Annotated in this window: 15 protein-coding genes and 1 pseudogene; 7 read left to right on the forward strand and 9 right to left on the reverse strand. The window is 69.3% G+C overall.

Annotated elements, in window-relative coordinates:
- Positions 1-32: 32 nt before the first annotated feature.
- A complete protein-coding gene (locus tag PVT71_RS03610) occupies positions 33-914 on the reverse strand; it encodes an RNA polymerase factor sigma-32 (RefSeq protein WP_353473130.1) in 882 nt (293 codons plus the stop codon).
- Between the two features lie 447 nt (positions 915-1,361).
- Between PVT71_RS03610 and PVT71_RS03615 the strand changes: the two genes are divergently transcribed.
- Complete coding sequence (locus PVT71_RS03615) at positions 1,362-2,876, forward strand: YifB family Mg chelatase-like AAA ATPase (protein WP_353473131.1); 1,515 nt, start codon at positions 1,362-1,364, stop codon at positions 2,874-2,876.
- On the opposite strand, the gene PVT71_RS03620 is transcribed toward PVT71_RS03615, so the two are convergent.
- The 4 genes from PVT71_RS03620 to rsmI all read right to left on the reverse strand — a co-directional run bounded on the left by PVT71_RS03620 (position 2,846) and on the right by rsmI (position 6,158).
- Positions 2,846-3,745, reverse strand: coding sequence for an alpha/beta hydrolase (locus PVT71_RS03620; RefSeq protein ID WP_353473132.1), 900 nt, complete (start codon positions 3,743-3,745; stop codon positions 2,846-2,848). The two genes, PVT71_RS03615 and PVT71_RS03620, sit on opposite strands and share 31 nt — an antisense overlap.
- 28 nt (positions 3,746-3,773) lie before the next feature.
- Entirely contained in the window at positions 3,774-4,709 is a 936-nt protein-coding gene (gshB, locus tag PVT71_RS03625; RefSeq protein ID WP_353473133.1) for a glutathione synthase, read from the reverse strand.
- An 81-nt stretch (positions 4,710-4,790) separates the two neighbouring features.
- Entirely contained in the window at positions 4,791-5,249 is a 459-nt protein-coding gene (locus PVT71_RS03630) for a YraN family protein (RefSeq protein WP_353473134.1), read from the reverse strand.
- Positions 5,250-5,294: 45 nt separating this feature from the next.
- Complete coding sequence (gene rsmI, locus PVT71_RS03635; protein ID WP_353473135.1) at positions 5,295-6,158, reverse strand: 16S rRNA (cytidine(1402)-2'-O)-methyltransferase; 864 nt, start codon at positions 6,156-6,158, stop codon at positions 5,295-5,297.
- 90 nt (positions 6,159-6,248) lie between these two features.
- On the opposite strand from rsmI, the gene PVT71_RS03640 reads away from it, so the two are divergent.
- A complete protein-coding gene (locus tag PVT71_RS03640; RefSeq protein WP_353473136.1) occupies positions 6,249-7,439 on the forward strand; it encodes a penicillin-binding protein activator in 1,191 nt (396 codons plus the stop codon).
- Positions 7,399-10,197, forward strand: coding sequence for a [protein-PII] uridylyltransferase (locus PVT71_RS03645; RefSeq protein WP_353473137.1), 2,799 nt, complete (start codon positions 7,399-7,401; stop codon positions 10,195-10,197). Before PVT71_RS03640 ends, PVT71_RS03645 begins: the two co-directional genes overlap by 41 nt.
- 96 nt (positions 10,198-10,293) lie before the next feature.
- On the opposite strand, the gene PVT71_RS03650 is transcribed toward PVT71_RS03645, so the two are convergent.
- Positions 10,294-10,500 (reverse strand): cold-shock protein, encoded by a 207-nt coding sequence (locus PVT71_RS03650; RefSeq protein WP_353473138.1) that lies wholly within the window; start codon positions 10,498-10,500, stop codon positions 10,294-10,296.
- Positions 10,501-10,940: 440 nt separating this feature from the next.
- Between PVT71_RS03650 and PVT71_RS03655 the strand changes: the two genes are divergently transcribed.
- Positions 10,941-12,236, forward strand: coding sequence for a DEAD/DEAH box helicase (locus PVT71_RS03655; RefSeq protein ID WP_353473139.1), 1,296 nt, complete (start codon positions 10,941-10,943; stop codon positions 12,234-12,236).
- Between the two features lie 80 nt (positions 12,237-12,316).
- Here PVT71_RS03655 and PVT71_RS03660 read toward each other — a convergent pair.
- A pseudogene (locus PVT71_RS03660) lies at positions 12,317-14,122 on the reverse strand (amidohydrolase).
- 156 nt (positions 14,123-14,278) lie between these two features.
- Positions 14,279-15,712, reverse strand: a complete 1,434-nt coding sequence (locus PVT71_RS03665; RefSeq protein WP_353473140.1) for a TrkH family potassium uptake protein — start codon at positions 15,710-15,712, stop codon at positions 14,279-14,281.
- A 257-nt stretch (positions 15,713-15,969) separates the two neighbouring features.
- Here PVT71_RS03665 and murJ point away from each other — a divergent pair, with 257 nt between their 5' ends.
- Both murJ and PVT71_RS03675 read left to right on the forward strand, forming a co-directional pair.
- Positions 15,970-17,514, forward strand: coding sequence for a murein biosynthesis integral membrane protein MurJ (murJ, locus tag PVT71_RS03670; protein ID WP_353473141.1), 1,545 nt, complete (start codon positions 15,970-15,972; stop codon positions 17,512-17,514).
- 2 nt (positions 17,515-17,516) lie between these two features.
- Positions 17,517-19,004, forward strand: coding sequence for a phospholipase D-like domain-containing protein (locus PVT71_RS03675; protein ID WP_353473142.1), 1,488 nt, complete (start codon positions 17,517-17,519; stop codon positions 19,002-19,004).
- On the opposite strand, the gene PVT71_RS03680 is transcribed toward PVT71_RS03675, so the two are convergent.
- Complete coding sequence (locus tag PVT71_RS03680) at positions 19,005-19,691, reverse strand: rhomboid family intramembrane serine protease (RefSeq protein ID WP_353473143.1); 687 nt, start codon at positions 19,689-19,691, stop codon at positions 19,005-19,007. It abuts the gene before it with no gap.
- A gap of 75 nt (positions 19,692-19,766) precedes the next feature.
- Between PVT71_RS03680 and trpS the strand changes: the two genes are divergently transcribed.
- The gene (gene trpS, locus PVT71_RS03685) at positions 19,767-20,807 is read left to right on the forward strand and encodes a tryptophan--tRNA ligase (RefSeq protein ID WP_353473144.1); all 1,041 of its coding nucleotides are present in this window, start codon (positions 19,767-19,769) and stop codon (positions 20,805-20,807) included.
- The last annotated feature ends 30 nt before the right edge of the window (positions 20,808-20,837 follow it).

Consider the following 20,837-nt stretch of genomic DNA (forward strand, 5'->3'; position numbering starts at 1 on the left):
AGCCAGGAGAAGGGTCAGGGCAAGGGCTCGCATCATGCGAGGAAGTTTTGCACCTCGCTCGACTGGGCTTCAAGCGACTTGCGCATCTTGGCGAAGGCGGCGGCCTCGAGTTGGCGCACCCGCTCCTTGGACAGGCCCAGTTCCTGACCGAGGCTTTCCAGCGTGCGCGTCTCGTCGCGCAGCTTGCGTTCGCGGACGATGAACCTTTCGCGATCATTGAGCGCGGTCATCGCGGTGACCAGCCATTCGCGCAGCTGGGCATTGTCGAGCTTGCCCTCGACGAGGCTCGAGCTCTGCTCGCCCTCGTCCTCCAGCGTGTCGATCCACTCGCGCCCGTCCTCGTCCGAGCTCTGCGTCGCGTTGAGCGAATAGTCCGAACCCGAGAGCCGGCCCTCCATCATCTCGACATCATGCAGCGGCACGCCGATCTCGGTGGCGATCATCTCGCGCAGGGTGCTGCGCTCCAGCATCTCGCCGCGGCCCGAGGCCTCGCGCTCGAGCCGGGCCTGCACCCGCCGCATGTTGAAGAAGAGGGATTTCTGCGCCGAGGTCGAGCCGGTGCGCACCATCGACCAGTTGCGCATCACGTAGTCCTGGATCGAGGCCTTGATCCACCACACCGCGTAGGTCGAGAAGCGCACGCCGCGGTCCGGGTCGAACTTGTCGGCGGCCTTCATCAGGCCCAGCCCGGCTTCCTGCACGAGATCGTTCATCGGCGCTCCGTAGCGCTTGAACTTGGCCGCCATCGAGATCGCCAGCCGCATGTAGGCGTTGATCAGCCGGTGCAGCGCCTGTTCGTCACGCCGATCGCGCCATGCGTAGGCCAGCCGCAGCTCCGTTTCGGCGTCGAGCAGCTCCGCTTTCATGGCGCGGCGCGAGAGGGTCTGATCGTTGAAAGTCGAATCCAAAGCCATGCAAGGCCCCCGTTGGCTGGGCCGGCCGCGCCGACCTCGTTACTCTTTGGTATAGTAACGACGCATCACGCGATTTGGTTTCCGAGAAAAATGCACGAGCGGAGATCCGCGGCCCGAAATGGACCGCGGCCTGGGGCCGAAGAGAGCCATTCCGGGCCAGCTCACACCATCCCCGGCGCAGCACCATGCCGCGCGGGAACAGGCAAGCACCTGAATGCAAACCTCTATCTTCGGCATGTCGGGACCGGGAGCCGGACCCCCTCCTGCGTTCAGGACGATCTAGCCCGGCGGCAAAAAAATCCAACCGGGCCCCGCCGCAAGGCTCTCCGGCGCAGGCGGATCGGTGCCCGGACCGCGTTTCCCGTGCCGCGCCGCGGTTAACCGATCCTCAATATCTCCCGGGCCATTCTGGCGGCGGACAGGGGCAAGGACGGGGATCGCGCCAAGATGGGGGCCTGCGCCTATACCGTCGCCTTCGACGGGGTCGAGGCGCGCATCGTCGAGGTGCAATGCGCCGTGACGCCCGGCGTGCCCGGCTTCGCCGTGGTCGGCCTGCCCGACAAGGCGGTCTCGGAGGCGCGCGAACGCATCCGCGCGGCGCTGCAGGCGCTGGCCATCGCCCTGCCGTCGAAACGCATCACGGTGAACCTCTCGCCTGCCGACCTGCCGAAGGAGGGCTCGCATTTCGACCTGCCCATCGCGCTCGGCCTGCTCGCCGCGCTCGAGGTGATCCCGGCGGACGAGGTGGCGGGCACCGTGGCGCTCGGCGAGCTGACGCTGGACGGGGCGCTGGTCGCGGTGCCCGGCGCGCTCCCCGCCGCGGTCTCGGCCGCCACCGAGGCGCGCAGCCTGCTCTGCCCCGCCGCCTGCGGCCCAGAGGCCGCCTGGGTCGAGGCCTGCCGCGTGCTCGCCGCGCGCGACCTGACCGAGGCGATCCGCCATTTCACCGGCGCCGGCCCGATCGAACCCTCGCGCCCCGGCCCGGCCGAGACCGCGCCCGCGGGGCCGGACCTGCGCGACGTCACCGGGCAGGAGCGCGCCAAGCGCGGGCTCGAGATCGCCGCCGCCGGGCGGCATCACCTGCTCTTCACCGGCCCGCCCGGCACCGGCAAGTCGATGCTCGCCCGCCGTCTGCCCGGGCTCATGCCGCCGCTCGGCGCGGCAGAGGCGCTCGAGACCGCGATGATCCGCTCGCTCGCCGGCGAGCTTGCCGAGGGCCGGCTGTCGATGGCCCGGCCGTTCCAGCAGCCGCACCACACCGCCTCGATGGCCGCGCTCACCGGCGGCGGGCGCGGCGCGCGCCCGGGGCAGATCAGCCTCGCGCACAATGGCGTGCTCTTCATGGACGAGCTTCCGGAATTCCCGCGCAACGTGCTCGACAGCCTGCGCCAGCCGCTCGAGACCGGCGAGATCACCGTCAGCCGCGCCAATGCCCACGTGACCTACCCCTGCCGTTTCCTGCTGGTCGCCGCCGCCAACCCCTGCAAGTGCGGGCAGGCCGGCGATCCCGCCCGCGCCTGCTCGCGCGCGCCGGTCTGCGCCGAGGACTACCTCGGGCGCATCTCCGGCCCGCTCATGGACCGGTTCGACCTGCGGCTCGAGGTGCCGCCGGTGACGCTCGAGGAGATGTCGCTGCCGCCCTCTGGCGAGGACAGTGCCGTCGTCGCGGCGCGGGTTGCCGTGGCCCGCGCCCGCCAGGCCGCGCGCTACGCGGCGCACCCGCGGATCCGCACCAATGCCGACGTGGACGGGCGGTTGCTCGACGAGATCGCCACACCCGACGCCGAGGGCCGCGCCCTGCTGCTGCGCGCCGCCGACCGTTTCGGCCTGTCGATGCGCGGCTATCACCGGGTGCTGCGGGTGGCGCGCACGCTGGCCGATCTCGCCGGGGAAGAGACGCTGCGGCGGCCGCAGGTGGCCGAGGCGCTGAGCTACCGGCTGGTCTCGCGCAGCACCGCCTGAACGAAGCCCGCCGCGCGGCGAAGCGTGGCGCGCGCCTCGGGGATCCAGCCGTCGAAGACCGGCCAGGCATGCGGCGCCGACGGATGGGTCTCGACCTCGACGCGCGCCCCCTGCGCGCGCAGCCGCGCCGCCATGCGCGCCCCGTCATCGGCGAGGATCTCGGTCTCGGACCAGCACAGGCGCACCGGCGGGCAGCCCGGGAACTCGGCGTAGAGCGGCGAGAGCCGCGGGTCGGTGCGCGCCGTCTCGCCCGCCACGATCGCCACCAGTTCCTCGATCCGCCCGACCGGCAGGAAGGGATCGGCGCGGGCGTTGCGCCGCAGGCTCTCGCCGGTCATCGCAAGGTCGGTCCACGGCGAGAAGACCACGGCCCCCGCCGGCGCCTGGCCGCGCGCGCAGAGCCCGGAGAGCAGCGACAGCGCAAGCCCGCCCCCCGCCGAATCGCCGGCGAGGACCACCTGCGCGGGCGCGTATCCCAGCCCGCGCAGCCGCTCCCAGGCGGCAGCCGCGGCGTCGAGCGCCGCCGGGAAGGGCGCCTCCTGCGCCAGCGGGTACTCGGGCGCGCAGACCTCGACCCCGGAAAGGCAGGACAGCCGGCCCATCACCCCCTGATGGCTGCGCGGGCTGCCCGAGACGTAGCCGCCACCGTGCAGGTAGAGGATCACCCGCCGCGGCAGGCAGGGCCCGGCGCTGATCCAGTGCAACCCGCCCGGGCGCCGCAGGTGCAGAAGGAAGGGTGGCTGGCGCAGCAGCAGCGGCGCGTGGCGCGCGAGGTCGCGCGCCGCCGCCTCCGGTCCCCGCGTGCGGGCAATGCGCGGCCTGGCGACAAGCCGCAATCCGAGGTTGAGCGCCGCGAGCTGCCAGCTCATCCCGCGCCGCCCCCGCCCCGGGCCGGCCTCAGGCCAGCTTGGCCTCGATCGCCTGCCAGATCTTCTCGGCGACGTTGATGCCGTCGAAGCGCTCCAGCTCCTGGATGCCGGTCGGCGAGGTCACGTTGATCTCGGTGAGCCAGTCGCCGATCACGTCGATGCCGACGAAGACCTGGCCCTTCTCCTTCAGCACCGGGCCGATGGTGGCGCAGATCTCGCGGTCGCGCTCGGTCAGCGCGACCTTCTCCGGCCGGCCGCCCACGTGCATGTTCGAGCGCACCTCGCCCGCCGCCGGCACGCGGTTGATCGCGCCCACCGGCTCGCCGTCGACGAGGATCACCCGCTTGTCGCCCTTGCTCACCGCCGGCAGGTACTTCTGCACGATCAGCGGCTCGCGCGAGAAGCCGGTGAAGAGCTCGTGCAGCGAGCTGAGGTTGCGGTCGTTCTGGTCGAGCCGGAACACGCCGGCGCCGCCATTGCCGTAGAGCGGCTTGAGGATGACGTCGCCATGCCTGGCCTTGAACGCCCGGATCGTCTCGAGGTCGCGCGCGATGGTGGTGGGCGGCGTCAGCTCGGGAAAGTTGAGGACGAGCAGTTTCTCGGGGGAATTGCGCACCCAGAACGGGTTGTTCACCACCAGCGTGCCCGGTGCGACCCGGTCGAGCAGATGGGTCGTGGTGATGTAATGCATGTCGAAGGGCGGATCCTGCCGCAGCCAGACCACGTCGATGTCGGCGAGGTCGACCACCTCGCGCGGGCCCAGCACCGCCGGCTGCTCCGCCACGCGCTGCACCGTCATCCAATGGCCGCGCGCGGTGATCCGGCCCTCCTCGTAGGCGAGATCATCGGGCCCGTAGTAGAACAGCTGATGCCCCCGGGCCTGCGCTTCCTCGGCGAGCCGGAAGCTGCTGTCGGCATTGATGTTCACGGACCCGATCGGGTCCATCTGAAAGGCGATCTTCATGTCGGTCTCCGCGCATGGCTTTCGCCATACATGGCCCAGCCGGGCGCAAGGCGCAATGGCAGGACCCGACGCGAAGGAAACCTATGGACCGAAGGCGTTCTCGATCACCCGGGTCATCCCGCGGCGGTCCATCAGCGCCACGTCGAACCGCATCTCGCTGAGCGAACCGAGCGGCTGCGTGCCGACAAATTCCTCGGCGCTCTTCTGCAGCCGCCGGATCTGCCGCCAGTGCAGGTGTTCCAGCGCCTGGTCAAAGCTCCAGCTTGCCTTCACCTCGACGAAGACGAAGCCCGCGCCATCCCCGAAGATCAGGTCGATCTCGCCGCTGCGGCCGCGCCAGCGCCGGCGCAGGAGCGGGTAGCCGCGCCGCTCGTAGTCGGTCGCGATGCGCGACTCCGCGGCAAGCCCGGCATGATAGCTGACCTCGCCACGCGACTGCCTGCGCTGCTGCTCCGCCCCGACGCGGCGCGGAGGCACGGACGGCACCACGGGTCTCGCGGAGGAGAAATCGAATTCCATCTGCGACGGCAGCACCGACATGACAGTCCTCCTTTCCACGACCGCAGCATCTGGACACAAGCCGCTTCAGCCGCGCTCCTTCGCGAGCTTCAGGGCAAGCTGGTAGACCGGGCGCCGGGCGATGCCATTGGCCTGCGCCACGTAATCGGCGGCATCCCTCACCGACATCCCCTCCAGCGCCGCCAGCAATTCTTCTTCTAAGTCAGATTCGCTAATTTTCTCCGAATCCCCCTTGCCGACCAGCACCACGATCTCGCCCTTCGGCGGCGTCTCGGCATAGACCGCGGCAAGCTCGTCGAGCGTGCCCTCGCGCACCTCCTCGAACTTCTTGGTCAGCTCGCGGCAGACCGCCGCCCGGCGCTCGCCGCCGAGCGCCGCCGCGGCATCCGCGAGCATGGCGCCGAGGCGCTTGGGCGACTCGTAGAAGGCCAGCGTCGCGGCCTCCTGCCGGAGCGCCTCGAGCGCGGTACGGCGGGCGCCCTTGGCATTGGGCAGGAAGCCGGCGAAGAGAAAGCGGTCGGTCGGCAGCCCGGCGAGGGTGAGCGCGGTGATCACCGCCGAGACGCCGGGCGCCGCGGTCACCGCGTGGCCCTCGGCCCGCGCCGCACGGGCGAGGTCGAAGCCCGGGTCGGAGATCATCGGCGTGCCCGCCTCCGAGGCATAGGCGACCGATTTGCCCTCTGCCATCAGCCCCATCAGCCGCGGCCGCATCTTCGCGCCGTTGTGGTCATGGTAGGCCAGGCAGGGCCGGTCGCCGAGCGGGATCCCGAGGATCTCCATCAGCCGCTTGAGGCTGCGCGTGTCCTCCGCCGCCAGCACGTCGGCGGCGCGCAGCACGTCGATGGCGCGCAACGTGATGTCGCGCGCGTTTCCGATGGGCGTGGAGACGAGGTAGAGCCCCGGCACCAAACCGCTTCTTTCGGGATTCATCACTGGACCCGATCCCCCGCTGCACTATGATTGCTCCCAAATGCTCATGCGGAAGAACCGCTTGGGCGTCAACGAGGGAGCCAGCCACCAATGTTCGCCCTTTTCGCCCGCGCCCGCAAGGCGCTGCGCCCGATCTCGGTACTTGCCACCGCCGCCCTGCTCACCGCCTGCGACGTCTCGACCATGACCGATCTCGGCTCCGCGGGCAGCGGCGGACCGACGATCGACCCCGGCCAGACGGTGCGCGTCGCGCTGCTGGTGCCGCAATCCGACCCGGGCGCCGCCGCCGTGGCGCGCGACCTCGAGAACGCCGCCCGCCTCGCCATCGCCGACCTCGGCAACGCGCAGATCGACCTTGCCGTCTACGACACCGGCGGCCAGCCCGCCCAGGCCGCGAGCCAGGCGCAGCGCGCCGTCGACGAGGGCGCGCGGATCATCCTCGGCCCGCTGCGCGGCGAGGAGGCGGTCGAGGCCTCGAAGGTCGTGGCCGACGAGGGCGTCAACGTGCTGGCCTTCTCCAACAACCCCAGCATCGCGGGCGGCAACCTCTTCATCCTCGGCCCGACCTTCTCGAACACCGCCGACCGGCTCATGGCCTTCGGCGCGCGCCGCGGCGTGAACTCGGTCGCCGTGCTCTTCTCGCAGGACGTGCCGGGCGAGTTCGGCCGCACCGCGATCACCCAGGCCGCGGCCCGTAACGGCGTGTCGGTGGTCGCCGAGCAGCCCTACGAGCTCAGCGTCGAGGGCGTGACCCGCACCGCGCAGGCGATGAGCGGCATCGTCGGCTCGAGCGGCGCGCAATCCGTGTTCATCACCTCGGATGCCACCAACGCCGCCATGCCGCTGCTGCTGCAGCTGATGCCCGAGAGCGGCGTGAACCCGGCGGTGACCCAGTACATCGGCCTGACGCGCTGGGACGTGGCGCCGCAGCTCTTCTCCTATCCCGGGGCGCAGGGCGCGTGGTTCACCATGCCCGACCAGGCCATGCAGCGGAACTTCAACGCCCGCTACCGCGGGGCCTACGGTGCCGAGCCGCACCCGCTCGCCGGTCTCGCCTTCGACGGCGTCGCCGCGATCGGCGCGCTGGTGGCGCAGGGCCGCAACGATGCCCTGACCGGCCGCGCGCTGACGCAAGCCGCTGGTTTCCAAGGCACCGGCGGTGTATTCAGGCTGAAGTCGGACGGCACCAACGAGCGTGGTCTCGCCGTCGCCACCATCCAGAACAGCCAGGTGACGATTCTTGACCCTGCCCCATCCAGTTTCTCCGGCGCCGGTTACTGACACGTCCGATCTCCTGCCGGACGACCTGATCGCCCCGGCAACCGAGATCTTCGACCTCGCGGGCCTGCGCGCCCGCGTCTTCGCCGCCCTTCCCGAGGAGGGCGGCGAAAGCGCCGTCCGCGCCACCGTGGTGAAGATCCTCGCCGAGGCCGGCAAGCAGGGGCGCGAGACCATCGCCCGGGCCTTCGCCGGGCAGCCGCACAACGCCTTTCCGGTCACCCATGCCTACACCTGGGTCACCGACGGGCTGGTGCGCATCTGCTTCGACGTCGCCACGCGCTTCCTGCACCCCAACCCCAACCCGACCAAGGGCGAACGGCTCTCGGTGCTGGCTGTGGGCGGCTACGGGCGCGGCGAGATGGCGCCCTTCTCCGACGTCGACCTGCTCTTCCTGACCCCGCACAAGATCACCGCCTGGGCCGAGAGCGTCATCGAGTCGATGCTCTACATGCTCTGGGATCTGAAGCTGAAGGTCGGGCATTCCTCGCGCACGGTGAAGGACTGCCTGCGGCTCGGCGCCGAGGATTTCACCATCCGCACGGCGATGCTCGAGCACCGTTTCCTCACCGGCCACAAGCCGCTGGCGGACGAGCTCGAGGACCGGCTCTGGAGCGATCTCTTCAAGGGCACCGAGCGCGCCTTCGTCGCCGCCAAGCTCGAGGAGCGCTCCGAGCGGCACCGCAAGCACGGTCTGCGCTACGTGGTCGAGCCCAACGTCAAGGAGGGCAAGGGCGGGCTGCGCGACCTGCAGTCGCTCTACTGGATCACCAAGTACATCCACCACACCGACGACACCGAGGACCTGGTGCGGCTCGGCGTTTTCCGCCCCGAGGAATACCGCACCTTCTACCGCGCCGAGGAGTTCCTCTGGGCGACGCGCTGCCACCTGCACCTCGCCGCGGGCCGCGCGGTCGAGCAGCTGACCTTCGACATGCAGGTCGAGGTGGCAAGCCGCATGGGCTACACCGACCGCGGCGGCCGCCGCGCGGTGGAATGGTTCATGCAGGACTATTTCCGCCATGCGACCGCGGTGGGCGATTTGACCCGCATCTTCCTCACCTCTCTGGAATCCGAGCAGCAGAAGGACGCGCCGCTCTTGCTGCGCATGTTCAAGCGCGGACCCAACGTGAAGGACGGCTACGAGGTGGTGCACAACCGCCTTGCCATCGTCGACCCGATCGCCTTCCTGTCGGACAAGATCAACCTGCTGCGCTTCTTCGAGGAGGGGCTGCGCACCGGTCTGCTGCTGCACCCCGACGCGATGCGGCTGGTGAAGGCCAACCTGCACCTCATCGACGAGGACATGCGGCAGGACCGCGAGGCGCAACGCATCTTCATGGACCTGCTGCTCAAGCACGGCAATCCCGAGCGCTCGCTGCGGCGGATGAACGAGCTCGGCGTGCTCGCCGCCTTCATCCCCGAGTTCGAGCCGATCGTGGCGATGATGCAGTTCAACATGTACCACAGCTACACGGTGGACGAGCACACCATCCAGTGCATCGGCAACCTGTCGCAGATCGAGCATGGCGACCTCGTCGAGGACCTGCCCGTCGCCTCGTCGATTCTGCGCGAGGGGGTCAACCGCAAGGTGCTCTACACCGCGCTCCTGCTGCACGACATCGGCAAGGGCCGTGACGAGGACCACGCCGTGCTCGGCGCGCAGATCGCCCGCAAGGTGGCGCCGCGTCTCGGCCTCAGCAAGCAGGAGAGCGCCACGGTCGAATGGCTGGTGCGCTACCACCTGCTGATGTCCGACATGGCGCAGAAGCGCGACATCGCCGACCCGCGCACCGTGCGCGACTTCGCCAAGGCTGTGCAGACGCGCGAGCGGCTCGACCTGCTGACCGTGCTCACCGTCTGCGACATCCGCGGCGTCGGCCCGGACGTGTGGAACAACTGGAAGGCCGCGCTCCTGCGCGCGCTCTACCGCCAGACCCGCCGCGGGCTCGAGGACGGGATGGAGGCGCTCAACCGTGAGAACCGCGGCAACGAGGCCAAGAAGGCCCTGCGCGAGGCGCTCTCGGACTGGGACGCGAAGGAGCTCCGCACCGAGACCGGGCGGCACTACGAATCCTACTGGCAGGGGCTGCATGTCACCGCGCACGAGGTCTTTGCCCGGCTGCTGCGCGACATCAAGGATGACGAGATCAAGATCGACATCCACCCCGACGAGGACCGCGACGCCACCCGCGCCTGCTTTGCCCTGCAGGACCACCCGGGCATCTTCGCCCGGCTCGCCGGCGCGCTGTCGCTGGTCGGGGCCAACGTGGTGGACGCGCGCACCTTCACCTCCAAGGACGGCTATGCCACCGCCGCCTTCTGGATCCAGGACGCCGAGGGCTCGCCCTACGAGGAGGCCCGCCTGCCCCGCCTGCGCGACATGATCCGCAAGACGCTGATGGGCGAGGTCCGCCCGCGCGAGGCGATCGAGCAGCGCGGCCCGCTGAAGAAGCGCGAGCAGGCGTTCAAGGTGCCCACCTCGATCAGCTTCGACAACGAGGGCTCGGACATCTACACGATCATCGAGGTCGACACCCGCGACCGGCCGGGCCTGCTCTACGACCTGACGCGGACCCTGTCCGAGAGCCACGTCTACATCGTCTCGGCGGTGATCGCGACCTATGGCGAGCAGGTGGTCGACACCTTCTACGTCAAGGACATGTTCGGGCTGAAGTACTTCACCCCCTCCAAGCAGAAGATGCTCGAGCGCAAGCTGCGCGCCGCCATCGCGGCCGGAGCCCAGCGCGCCGGGGTGTGAGCCACCCGGCAGACGTAGTCCCAAAAGCAAAAGAGCGGACCCGGGGGTCCGCTCTTCCGTATCCTGTGGCAGGGCAGGCGCCCCGCCCGCAATGGCTTATGCCAGCGCCAGGTTCACTGCCGACTCGCGGCCGTCACGGCCGGTTTCGATGTCGAAGGTCACCTTCTGGTTGTCGGCGAGGCCGGTGAGGCCCGAACGCTCGACTGCCGAGATGTGCACGAAGACGTCCTTCGAGCCACCCTCGGGTGCGATGAAGCCGAAGCCCTTGGTGGTGTTGAACCACTTGACGGTACCATTTGCCATGGTCGAGTTCCTTAGAATAGATTGTCGCCCACGATACGTGACGACCTGGCGGCTCAACGTCGAATGCTGAACCTAGGAAGAATCAGGAAACGAAATTCAGTAGCCCGGCGTAGATGCGCGTTGTGAGCCCGAATTACAAGCTTTGATCACGCAAAAGGCCATTTCGTGCCGCCTGCATTGACTTTCTGCGGATTTGCGCCCATCTAGCCCCGGTGATCGCCGGTTCCTTACCAGCCCGGGGCCAACCGCCCCGTGCCTGCGATGCCAGATTTCCCGCCGTTGGCACCCTTCCATGGGTCCGGCCTCGCGAAGGAGTTCTTGCGATTACGGCTTCGGGCAATCCGGCCCGCTCGTCCAATCGCAGCCCGCTGCACATCTCCTCCCGCGCAAAGGCGCATATCCGGCGACGGCCCCTCCCGGCCCTCCCCGAAAGGATTTTCATGACATTCGACACGCTGGGGCTCCGCCCCGCCCTTCTCGCTCGTCTCGCCGAGCAGAACCTGACCGAGCCGACCCCGATCCAGACGCAAGCCATCCCCGAGGCCCTCGCCGGCCGCGACGTGATGGGCCTTGCCCAGACCGGCACCGGCAAGACCTTCGCCTTCGGCCTGCCGATCGCCGACGCGCTGCTCGCCAGCCAGAAGCGCTGCGCGCCGAAATCGGCGCAGGCGCTGATCCTCGCTCCGACCCGCGAGCTTGCCGCGCAGATCCATGACACGCTGTCCTCGGTGCTCACCGGCGCGCACCTGCGCCTCACGCTGGTGGTCGGCGGCAACTCGATCAACGTGCAGTCGCGCAAGCTCGAAAAGGGCACGCACCTGCTGATCGCCACCCCCGGCCGTCTCATCGACCTGATGGACCGCGGCGCGCTGAAGCTCGACCAGGTGTCGCACTTCGTTCTCGACGAGGCCGACCAGATGCTCGACCTCGGCTTCATCCACGCGCTGCGCCGCATCGCCCGCGACCTGCCGTCCGAGCGCCAGACGCTGCTCTTCTCGGCCACCATGCCCAAGCAGATGGACGAGATCGCCCGCGCCTACCTGAACGATCCCGTGCGCATCCAGGTCGCGCCTCCGGGCAAGACCGCCGACAAGATCGAACAGTCGGTGATCTTCGTCGAGACGCCGAAGCGGATCGAGACCCTGACCAACCTGCTCGACGATCACCGCGACGAGCTGGCGCTGGTCTTCTGCCGCACCAAGCACGGCGCCGAGAAGCTCTCGCGCAAGCTCGACCAGGCCGGTTTCGCCGTCGGCGCGATCCACGGCAACAAGAGCCAGGGCCAGCGCAACCGCGCGCTCGACTCGTTCCGCAAGGGCGAGATGCGCGTGCTCGTGGCCACCGACGTCGCCGCGCGCGGCATCGACATCCCCGACGTGCGCCACGTCTACAACTTCGACCTGCCGAACGTGGCGGACAACTACGTCCACCGCATTGGCCGCACCGCCCGCGCCGGGCGTGACGGCCGCGCCGTCAGCTTCTGCGGCGTCGAGGAGATGGCCGACCTGCGCGGCATCGAGAAGCTGATCGGCCAGCAGATCGCCACGCTCGGCGGCGAGCGCCCGGCCGAGCCCGCACGCCAGCAGCAGCGCGCCGGCGGCCAGGGCCGTCCCGGCGGCAAGCCCGGCGGCAATGCCGGCAAGCCCGGCGGCCAGCGCCGTTCGCGCGGGGGCCGTGGCCGCCGCAGCGGCGGTGGCGGCGGTGGCGGCCGCGGCAAGGCCCACGCCTCGGCCTGACCCCAGACAGAGAAAGGCGCGGAGATGCTCCGCGCCTTTTTCCTTTCATGCAAATGGCAGGGCACGCGTCCCCGCCGCGCTCACTCCGCCTTCATCGCCGCGTACATCACGTCGAGCAGCTCGTGGCCCATCTGCGGATCGCCCAGGAACGGACGGTCGCGCAGCTCGGTCTTCTGCACGCCCTCCGGCGCCTCGTAGATCACCGCGCCGTCCTTGATCGTCGCCCGGATCCGGATCTGCGCCAGCGTCTCGGGGTCCACCGCCGTCGGATCGTCCGACAGGATCACGAAATCGGCGAGCTTGCCGGTCTCGATCGAGCCCTTGCTGTCCTCCTCGAAATGCTGCTAGGCGGGCCAGATGGTCAGCGCCTTGAGCCCGTCCATCACGCTCACCCGCTGCGCCGGCCCGAGGATGTCGCCCGAGCGCGTGCGCCGGGTCACCGTGGCCGAGAGGATCCGCATGCTGTCGGGGAAGGCCACCGGCGCATCATGGTGCGAGCCGAACATCATGCCGCGCTCGCGCACCCAGCCGGTGGGCGAGATGTTGTCGGCATTGACCGGCCCCACCGTGTGGTCGCGATGCCAGTCGCCCCAGTAGAAGGTGTGCATCGGGAAGAGCGAGGGGAAGACGCCCAGCGCCTTCATCTTGTCGACCTGGTCCTCGCGCAGGAACTGGCCGTGCACCAGCACCGGCCGGTTGGTCGGCGGGCCATACTTCTCTTCCGCCGCCCCGATCGCGGCCAGCAGCATGTCCGAGGCCCCCTCGCCATTGGCATGGGTGAGGATCTGGAAGCCGTGGCCGAAGCACCAGTCGACCGAGTCGTTCACCTGCTCCTCGGTGACGGCCGCGTAGCCCTTGTAGCCCGGCGGGTAATCCCCCACCGGGTCGTAGTAGGGCCGGTCGCGCAGCGCGGTGAAGCCCTGCGGCGAGCCGTCGATGGTCAGCTTGCAGCCGCCGACCCGCACGTGCCCGTCATACTCCTGGCTGACATTCGCCTCGATGAAATCGCGCGCCTCCAGCACGTCGGGGAACGCCACCACGTCGATCGGCAGCTGCCCCTTGGCATCCACCGCCTTCAGCGCCGCCACGTTGCCCGCGCTCGAGCGGCCCTCCTGCGCGGTGGTGTAGCCGAAGCGCGCCCACATCTCGGCCCCGGCCCTGGCGAAGGCCTCGAACCCCTCCGGTCCGAGCTGGCTGAGCAGCGGCACCAGCGTGCCGAAGAAGGCATATTCCTCGAGCACCCCATTCGGCCGCCCGTCCTCGCCGCGGCGGATCACCCCGCCCGGCGGGTTTTCCGACGCATCGGTGATCCCGGCGATCTCCAGCGCCCTGGAATTGGCCACGCCGAGGTGCCCGGACTGGTGGACGATCAGGATCGGCACCTCCGAGGAGACCTCGTCGAGCTCGTCCCGCGTCGGGTGCCGCAGCTCGGCCAGCTGCGCGTTGTCGTAGCCGAAGCCGATGATCAGGTTGACCGAGTCGACCACCGCCTGGTTGTCCGCGATCCAGTCGCGCAGCCCCTGCTGCAGGCTGGCGATATCGGTGACATCCCCGTCGGGCGGTGCCAACATGTTGGCCGAAAGCGCCTGGATGCCGCCCATGACCACGTGGCCGTGGCTGTCGACGAAGCCCGGCAGCATGGTGCGCCCGCCAAGCTCGAACATCTCGGTGCCCTCGCCCTTCAGCGCCAAGACCTCCGCCATCGACCCGACGGCGAGGATTTTGCCGTCCTTCACCGCCACCGCCTCGGCCGTGGGCGCCTCGTCGTTGATGGTGAGGATCGGACCGCCTGAATAGATCGTGTCGGCGATCTCCTGTGCGACCGCCCCGCCCGAGGCCAGCACCGTTCCAAGCAGCAACGCCGCGCCGCCAGCTGCAATGCGCATCGAAAAATCCCTCCTGAAAGGTCACCCGCGCACAATCCAAGCGCGAATCGGCGGCGTCTCAGGCACCGCTGGCCCGAAGCTAACGTGGGGTAATATTTGCGTCACCCGAATTGACGCATTTCCGCAAGACCGCGCTCCCGGTCCGCGCAAACCTGCTCAGGTGCGCCGCAGGTCGCCGACCTCGCGCCAGAAAAGCGGCGTCAGCAGCACGTAGACGGTGATCATCTCGAGCCGCCCGAGATACATGGCAAAGGACAGGATCAGCTTCACCGGATCGCTCAGCGTGGCGAAGTTCCCCGCCGGTCCGATGATCGAGCCGACCCCCGGGCCGACATTCGCCAGCGCGGTCAGCGCGCCGCTGGCCGAGGTCTCGAAATCCAGCCCGAAGAAGTCGAGCGCAACGGTGAAGGTGCCGAAGGTCAGCCCGTAGAACATCATGAAGCTGATCACGCCCTTCATCACGTCGTCGTCCACCCGCGCGCCCTCGTAGCGGATCGCGGTGACGGCATGAGGTGCGCGGATGGTCTGCATCTTGGCCTTGAGCGCCCGCGCGAACAGCAGCCAGCGCATCGCCTTGGCCCCGCCCGCGGTCGAACCGGTGCAGCCGCCCACCGCGGTCAGGATGAAGAAGGCGACCGCCGCGAAGGGCCCCCAGAGCGTGTAGTCGGTGGTGGCGTAGCCGGTCGTCGTCACCACCGAGACCACGTTGAAGGCCACCGCCGTCGCCGCTTCGAAGGGCGCCATGCCCTCGTCGAGCACCAGCCAGACGGTCATCACGGTGATCACCAGCGCCAGCGACTTGAGCATCGCCTCGACCTGCTCCGAGCGGAAGGCGCCGCGCAGCGCGATGCGCAGGTACCAGGCGAAGGGCAAGGAGCCCAGCAGCATGAAGATCGTGCCCGCCCATTGCAGGAACGGGCTGGTGAAATGCCCGAAGGAGGCGTCGTAGCCCGAGTAGCCGCCGGTCGAGAGCGTGGTCATCGCATGGGTGACGGCATCGAAGACGCTCATCCCGCCAAGGAAGTAGACAAAGGCGCAGAGCGCGATCAGCCCGAGGTAGATGCGCAGCGTCGCCGAGGCGAAGGCCGCGGCGTTCTTCAGTTCCTTCTCGCCCTTGTCCGAGCTTTCGGTGCGGAAGAGCTGCATCCCGCCCACCTGCAGCAGCGGCAGCATGGCGATGCCGGTGACGATGAAGCCGACCCCGCCCACGCCCTGCAGCAGCGCCCGCCACATGATGATCCCGCGCGGCGTCTGGTCGAGCCCGCTCATCACCGTCGAGCCGGTGGTGGTGATCCCCGACATGGCCTCGAAGAGCGCGTCCACCGGGCTCAGCCCCCACATCCAGAGCGGCACCGCCCCGGCGACCGCGGCGGTGACCCAGACCGACGAGGTCAGCAGGAAGCCCAGCAGCCGGTTCTGCTCCTGGAAGTCGGACCAGGTGGACAGGCTCACGCCGCCGCCGACCATCCCCACCAGCGCCGCCGACATCACGAAGGTCGCGCCGGTGTCGGGGAACAGGATCGCCACCGGCACCATCAGGACCGCGAAGAACAGGCAGACCAGTCCGTTGATGAAGTAGATGAAGGACATGACGGCTTTCTTTCGACTCGCCGGCCCGGCCATGACGCCGCGACGGCCCCCAAGCCATGCGGCGGGGCCGCGGGAAATTCAACTCGACTTTTGCCGCTTCGGCAACCGGGTTGCCGAAGAGCCGCATCCCCGGGCGACCGGCAAGGCCCCGCGTATGCACGGTTTGTGCATCTCCTGTGCATCGGCGGTGCCCCCTTTCTCCCCCCCGGCGGATGGTCTACCTCTGGCGCCGCGAACAGACGAAGGGCGCCGACAACATGAAACCCATCCGCCTGATCTCGGGCATCCTCACGGTCGGATTCTGGACTCTCGCCAGCCGCGTTCTCGGTGTCGCGCGCGAGATCTTCATCCTCGCCTACATCGGCCCGGGCCCGGTCATGGACGCCTTCGTCGCCGCCTTCCGCCTGCCCAACATGTTCCGCCGCTTCTTCGCCGAAGGCGCCTTCAACGCCGCGTTTGTTCCCATCTTTTCAAAGAAGTACGAGGGCGAGGAGAACCCGCTGAAGTTCGGCAGCGACGCGATGAACGGGCTGGCCTTCGTGCTGCTGGTGATGTCGGCGCTGGCGCTGGTCTTCATGCCCGCGCTGGTCTGGGCCACCGCCGGCGGCTTCGTCGGTGACGGGCGCTTCGACCTGACGATCGGCTACGGCCGCATCGTCTTTCCCTACATCTTCTTCATCTCCCTCGCCGCGCTCTTCTCCGGCGCCCTCAACGCCACCGGCCACTTCGCCGCTGCCGCCGCGGCGCCGGTGCTGCTGAACATCTTCGTCATCGTCGCCATGGTCACCGCGCAAGTGGTCGGAAGCGAGGTAATTCAATGGCTTGTCTGGGCGATCCCGTTCGCCGGAGTGGCCCAGCTGGCGCTGGTCTGGTACGCCGCCGAGCAAGCCGGGATCCGCCTCCGCCCGGGCCGGCCGGTCTGGACCCCCGACATGAAACGCCTCGTCCGCGTCGCCATCCCGGCAGCCCTCGCGGGGGGCGTCATGCAGGTGAACCTGCTGGTCGGCCAGCAGGTCGCCTCCAACTTCGAAAAGGCCGTGGGCTGGCTCTACGCCGCCGACCGGCTCTACCAGCTGCCGCTCGGCGTGGTGGGCATCGCCGTCGGCATCGTGCTGCTGCCGGACCTCTCGCGCCGCCTCAAGGCGCAGGACGACGCCGGGGCGCGCCATGCGTTCTCGCGCGCGGGCGAGTTGTCGCTGGCGCTGACCGTGCCCGCCGCCGTGGCGCTGGTGGTGGTGCCCTTCCCGGTCGTCTCGGTGCTGTTCCAGCGCGGCGCGACCTCGGTCTCGGACGCGCAGGCCATCGCCTTCGCCGTCGCCATCTACGGGCTCGGCCTGCCCGCCTTCGTGCTGCAGAAGGTGCTGCAACCGCTGTTCTTCGCGCGCGAGGACACCCGCACCCCGTTCCGCTACGCGCTCTGGTCCATGGCGGTGAACGCGGCGCTGGCGATCGGTCTCGCGCCGGTGCTGGGCTGGTACGCCCCCGCCATCGCGACCACCACCGCCGCCTGGACCATGGTCGCGCAGCTGGCCTGGGGCGGCCGGAAACTGGGCGAGGTGGCGCGGTTCGACACCCGTTTCCGCCAGCGCATCCTGCGCATCTGCCTTGCCTCGGCGATCATGGGGATCATTCTCTGGGGAACCATGCTGGCCCTCGGGCCGTTGCTGGAACGAAGCTACTGGCGGAGCCTTGCGCTCGTCGCCCTGATCGTCGTCGGCCTTGCCTCCTATGGCCTCGCCGGTCAGGCCGTGGGTGCGTTCCGCCTCTCCGAGTTCCGATCCGCATTCCGCCGCAAGGGCTGACCATGACGCTCACATCGCTGATCACCGCCGCCGAGGGTTTCCCCGCCCTCGAACGGCTCTGCCATGCCGCGCAACACGAGCTGGTGATGAGCTTCCGCATCCTTGATCCCCGCACCAGGCTGCGCAGCCCCGAGCTGCGCGCGCAGGGGATGCAGACCTGGGCCGACCTGCTCGCCGACGTGGCAGGGCGCGGTGTCACGCTGCGGATGATCATTTCCGATTTCGACCCGGTCTTCACCGCCTCGCTGCACCGGGGGGCCTGGCGCTCGGCCTCGGGCTTCGCCGAGCGGCTGAGCGGAGACTTGCAGATCCTCTGCGCGCCGCACGGGCAGAACGCGGGCTGGCTCTGGCGGTGGGCGATGCGCGGCAAGATCGCCCGCTACATCGCCGAGCTGCGGCAGGAGGAGGAGACCGCGCTCACCCCCGTGCAGCACGCGGTGCTGAAGGGCGCGGTGCTGCTGCGTCCGGTGACCATCCACCAGAAATTCGCCGTGGCCGACGGCCATGCCTGCGTCATCGGCGGGCTCGACATCAACGAGCGCCGCTTCGACACGCCCGAGCACGACCGCCCCGCCGACGAGACCTGGCACGACGTGTCGATGCAGGTGGACGACGCGGAGTTCTCGGCCGTCCTGCGCGCCCATTTCGACGATTGCTGGAATGCCGCGCTCGACTGCGACACGCCCTGCGTCACCGGCACCGCCACGCGCCGCGAGGCCTCGGGCCACCCGCAGGCACCGCAGGACCTGCGGCTGGTGCGCACCTTCTCCGCCCCCTGCCCCGGCGCCGCCCGGCTCTCGCCCCGCGCCACGATCACCGAGCACGAGAAGACGGTGATCGCCATGATCGGCGAGGCCCGGCGCAACATCTACATCGAGACGCAGTTCCTGCGGCACCGCCCGGTCGCCGAGGCGCTGGCCAAGGCGGGCGCGCGCAACGCCGATCTGCAGCTGGTGCTGCTGATGCCCTCCTTCCCCGACCGGGTGCTCTACGAGGGCAACGACGGCTGGGACACGCGCCACGGCCACGCGCTGCAGACCGAGGCGGTGACCAGGGTGCAGCGCGCCTTCGGCGACCGCGCCGCCATCGTCTCGCCCGGCCAGCACGAGGCACCGCCCGAGGACGTGCCCGACCTGCTCGGCTCGGGGCCGATCTACGTGCATTCGAAGGTGATGCTGGTGGACGACCGGGTCGGCCTCGTAGGCTCCGCCAACCTCAACGGCCGCAGCCTGCGCTGGGACACCGAGGCCTCGATCCTGTTCCGCCGCCCCGACGCGGTGCACGAGCTGCAGCGGCGGCTGGCGCAGACCTGGCTGGGCGATCATCTGAACGGGCGCGACCCGGTCGCCGCGCGCACCTGGCGGCAGGCGGCGCTGGCCAATGCCGCGCACCCGCCCGAGGACCGCGAGGGCTTCATCCTGCCCTATCCGCAGGCGGCGGGGCGCCGGTTCGCCCGCGCCCTGCCGATCCTGCCCGCCGACATGTTCTGATCAGCGCCGCTGCCGCAGCCGCTCGCGCAGCCGGGCCCAGCCGCCGGGCACCAGCACCATGGTCAGCACGAAGCCCGAGGCAAAGCCGCCAAGGTCCGCCACCCAGTCGAGCGTACCTCCGAAGAGCAGCCCGAACAGCAGCTGTATCCCCAGGAGGATGCCGATCAGCGAGAAGGCCCGCGCCTGCTGCGCCCCAAGCTGCCCGAGCCGCAGCCACAGCAGGTAGGTGAAACCGCCGATCAGCCCGTAGACCGGCGGGAAGGCCCCGATCAGCGGCACCGGCGTGCTGAGGAACCCGTAGGCCAGCGCCCCGCAAAGGCTCGACACGGCAAGGATCGCCAGCGCGCGCCAGGTCCCCAGCGCCTCGCCCACCATCTTGCCGAGCGCCAGCAGCATCACCCCGGCGAAAAGCGCGTGGCTGAAGCTCGCGTGCACGAAGGGATAGCTGAAGAAGCGCAGCAGGTGCTGGGCCGGGAACTGCCCGGTCGACAGCATCCAGTGCCAGACCTCTCCCGAGAAGGCGAAGCGCTGCAGCGCCTCGAGCCGCCAGCCCACCGCTCCGGGCCCGCCTGCGAGCCCGCGCGCGCCCAGCGTGAAGGCCACTTCGACCCCGACGATGACGAGCGCCAGCGCCACGATCGCGGGCGGCATCGAGTTGAACGGCGAGACATTGTGGTTATGCGCCATGGTGGCCTCTTTCTTGACGGCATGTCGGGCCATGGGTAAGCCAGCCCAGACCGAATTTCCAGACGGAGGAAGCCCATGTCCGACGCGGGCGACATCAATTCCGCTTTCACGCCGCGCGTGTTTTCCGGCATCCAGCCCTCGGGCGGGCTGACGCTTGGCAACTACCTTGGCGCGATCAAGCGTTTCGTCGACATGCAGGACAGCGGGATCGAGACGATCTACTGTGTCGTCGACATGCACGCGATCACCGTCTGGCAGGACCCCGAGGCGCTGCGCCGGCAGACGCGCGAGCTGACCGCGGGCTATCTCGCCTCCGGGCTCGACCCCGAGAAGTCGATCCTCTTCAACCAGAGCCAGGTCGCCGGCCACGCCCAGCTCGGCTGGATCTTCAACTGCGTCGCCCGGCTCGGCTGGATGAACCGGATGACCCAGTTCAAGGACAAGGCCGGCAAGAACGCCGAGAAGGCCTCGCTCGGCCTCTACGCCTATCCCGCGCTGATGGCCGCCGACATCCTGCTCTACCATGCCACCCACGTGCCCGTGGGCGAGGACCAGAAGCAGCACGTCGAGCTGACCCGCGACATCGCGGCGAAGTTCAACCACGACTACGGCACCGAGTTCTTCCCGATGACCGAGCCAGTGATCGAGGGCGCGGCCACCCGCGTCATGAGCCTGCGCGACGGGTCGAAGAAGATGTCGAAGTCCGATCCCTCGGACGCCTCGCGCATCAACATGACCGATGACGCCGACGCCATCGCCAAGAAGATCCGCAAGGCCAAGACCGATGCCGACGGGATGCCGTCCGAGGCCAAGGGCCTCGAGGGTCGTCCCGAGGCACGCAACCTCGTCAACATCTACGCCGCCCTCGCCGGGCAAAGCGTCGACGAGGTGCTGGCCATGGCCGGCGGCAAGCAGTTCTCGGAGTTCAAGCCGATGCTGGTCGATCTCGCCGTCGACAAGCTGGCGCCGATCTCGACCGAGATGGCCCGCCTGATGCAGGACCCGGCGCAGATCGACGCGATCCTCGCCGCAGGCAGCGACCGCGCCCGCGCCATCGCCGAGCCGATCCTGCAGAAAACCTACGAGATCGTCGGCATGGTCGGCGCGAAAGCCTGACCTTCCGCCAGAGCCAGACCTGAGGGGCCG

This window comes from Salipiger sp. H15 (assembly GCF_040409955.1).
Lineage (GTDB): Bacteria > Pseudomonadota > Alphaproteobacteria > Rhodobacterales > Rhodobacteraceae > Salipiger.

What these genes read in the sequence shown, in the direction of transcription:
- PVT71_RS03640 (WP_353473136.1), top strand. Translation starts at nt 6,249, where the DNA reads ATGTTCGCCCTTTTCGCCCGCGCCCGCAAGGCGCTGCGCCCGATCTCG.
- PVT71_RS03630 (WP_353473134.1), bottom strand. Translation starts at nt 5,249, where the DNA reads ATGTCGGTGCTGCCGTCGCAGATGGAATTCGATTTCTCCTCCGCGAGA.
- PVT71_RS03665 (WP_353473140.1), bottom strand. Translation starts at nt 15,712, where the DNA reads ATGTCCTTCATCTACTTCATCAACGGACTGGTCTGCCTGTTCTTCGCG.
- PVT71_RS03675 (WP_353473142.1), top strand. Translation starts at nt 17,517, where the DNA reads ATGACGCTCACATCGCTGATCACCGCCGCCGAGGGTTTCCCCGCCCTC.
- gshB (WP_353473133.1), bottom strand. Translation starts at nt 4,709, where the DNA reads ATGAAGATCGCCTTTCAGATGGACCCGATCGGGTCCGTGAACATCAAT.
- trpS (WP_353473144.1), top strand. Translation starts at nt 19,767, where the DNA reads ATGTCCGACGCGGGCGACATCAATTCCGCTTTCACGCCGCGCGTGTTT.
- rsmI (WP_353473135.1), bottom strand. Translation starts at nt 6,158, where the DNA reads ATGAATCCCGAAAGAAGCGGTTTGGTGCCGGGGCTCTACCTCGTCTCC.
- PVT71_RS03620 (WP_353473132.1), bottom strand. Translation starts at nt 3,745, where the DNA reads ATGAGCTGGCAGCTCGCGGCGCTCAACCTCGGATTGCGGCTTGTCGCC.
- PVT71_RS03610 (WP_353473130.1), bottom strand. Translation starts at nt 914, where the DNA reads ATGGCTTTGGATTCGACTTTCAACGATCAGACCCTCTCGCGCCGCGCC.
- PVT71_RS03680 (WP_353473143.1), bottom strand. Translation starts at nt 19,691, where the DNA reads ATGGCGCATAACCACAATGTCTCGCCGTTCAACTCGATGCCGCCCGCG.
- PVT71_RS03655 (WP_353473139.1), top strand. Translation starts at nt 10,941, where the DNA reads ATGACATTCGACACGCTGGGGCTCCGCCCCGCCCTTCTCGCTCGTCTC.
- PVT71_RS03615 (WP_353473131.1), top strand. Translation starts at nt 1,362, where the DNA reads ATGGGGGCCTGCGCCTATACCGTCGCCTTCGACGGGGTCGAGGCGCGC.
- PVT71_RS03650 (WP_353473138.1), bottom strand. Translation starts at nt 10,500, where the DNA reads ATGGCAAATGGTACCGTCAAGTGGTTCAACACCACCAAGGGCTTCGGC.
- murJ (WP_353473141.1), top strand. Translation starts at nt 15,970, where the DNA reads ATGAAACCCATCCGCCTGATCTCGGGCATCCTCACGGTCGGATTCTGG.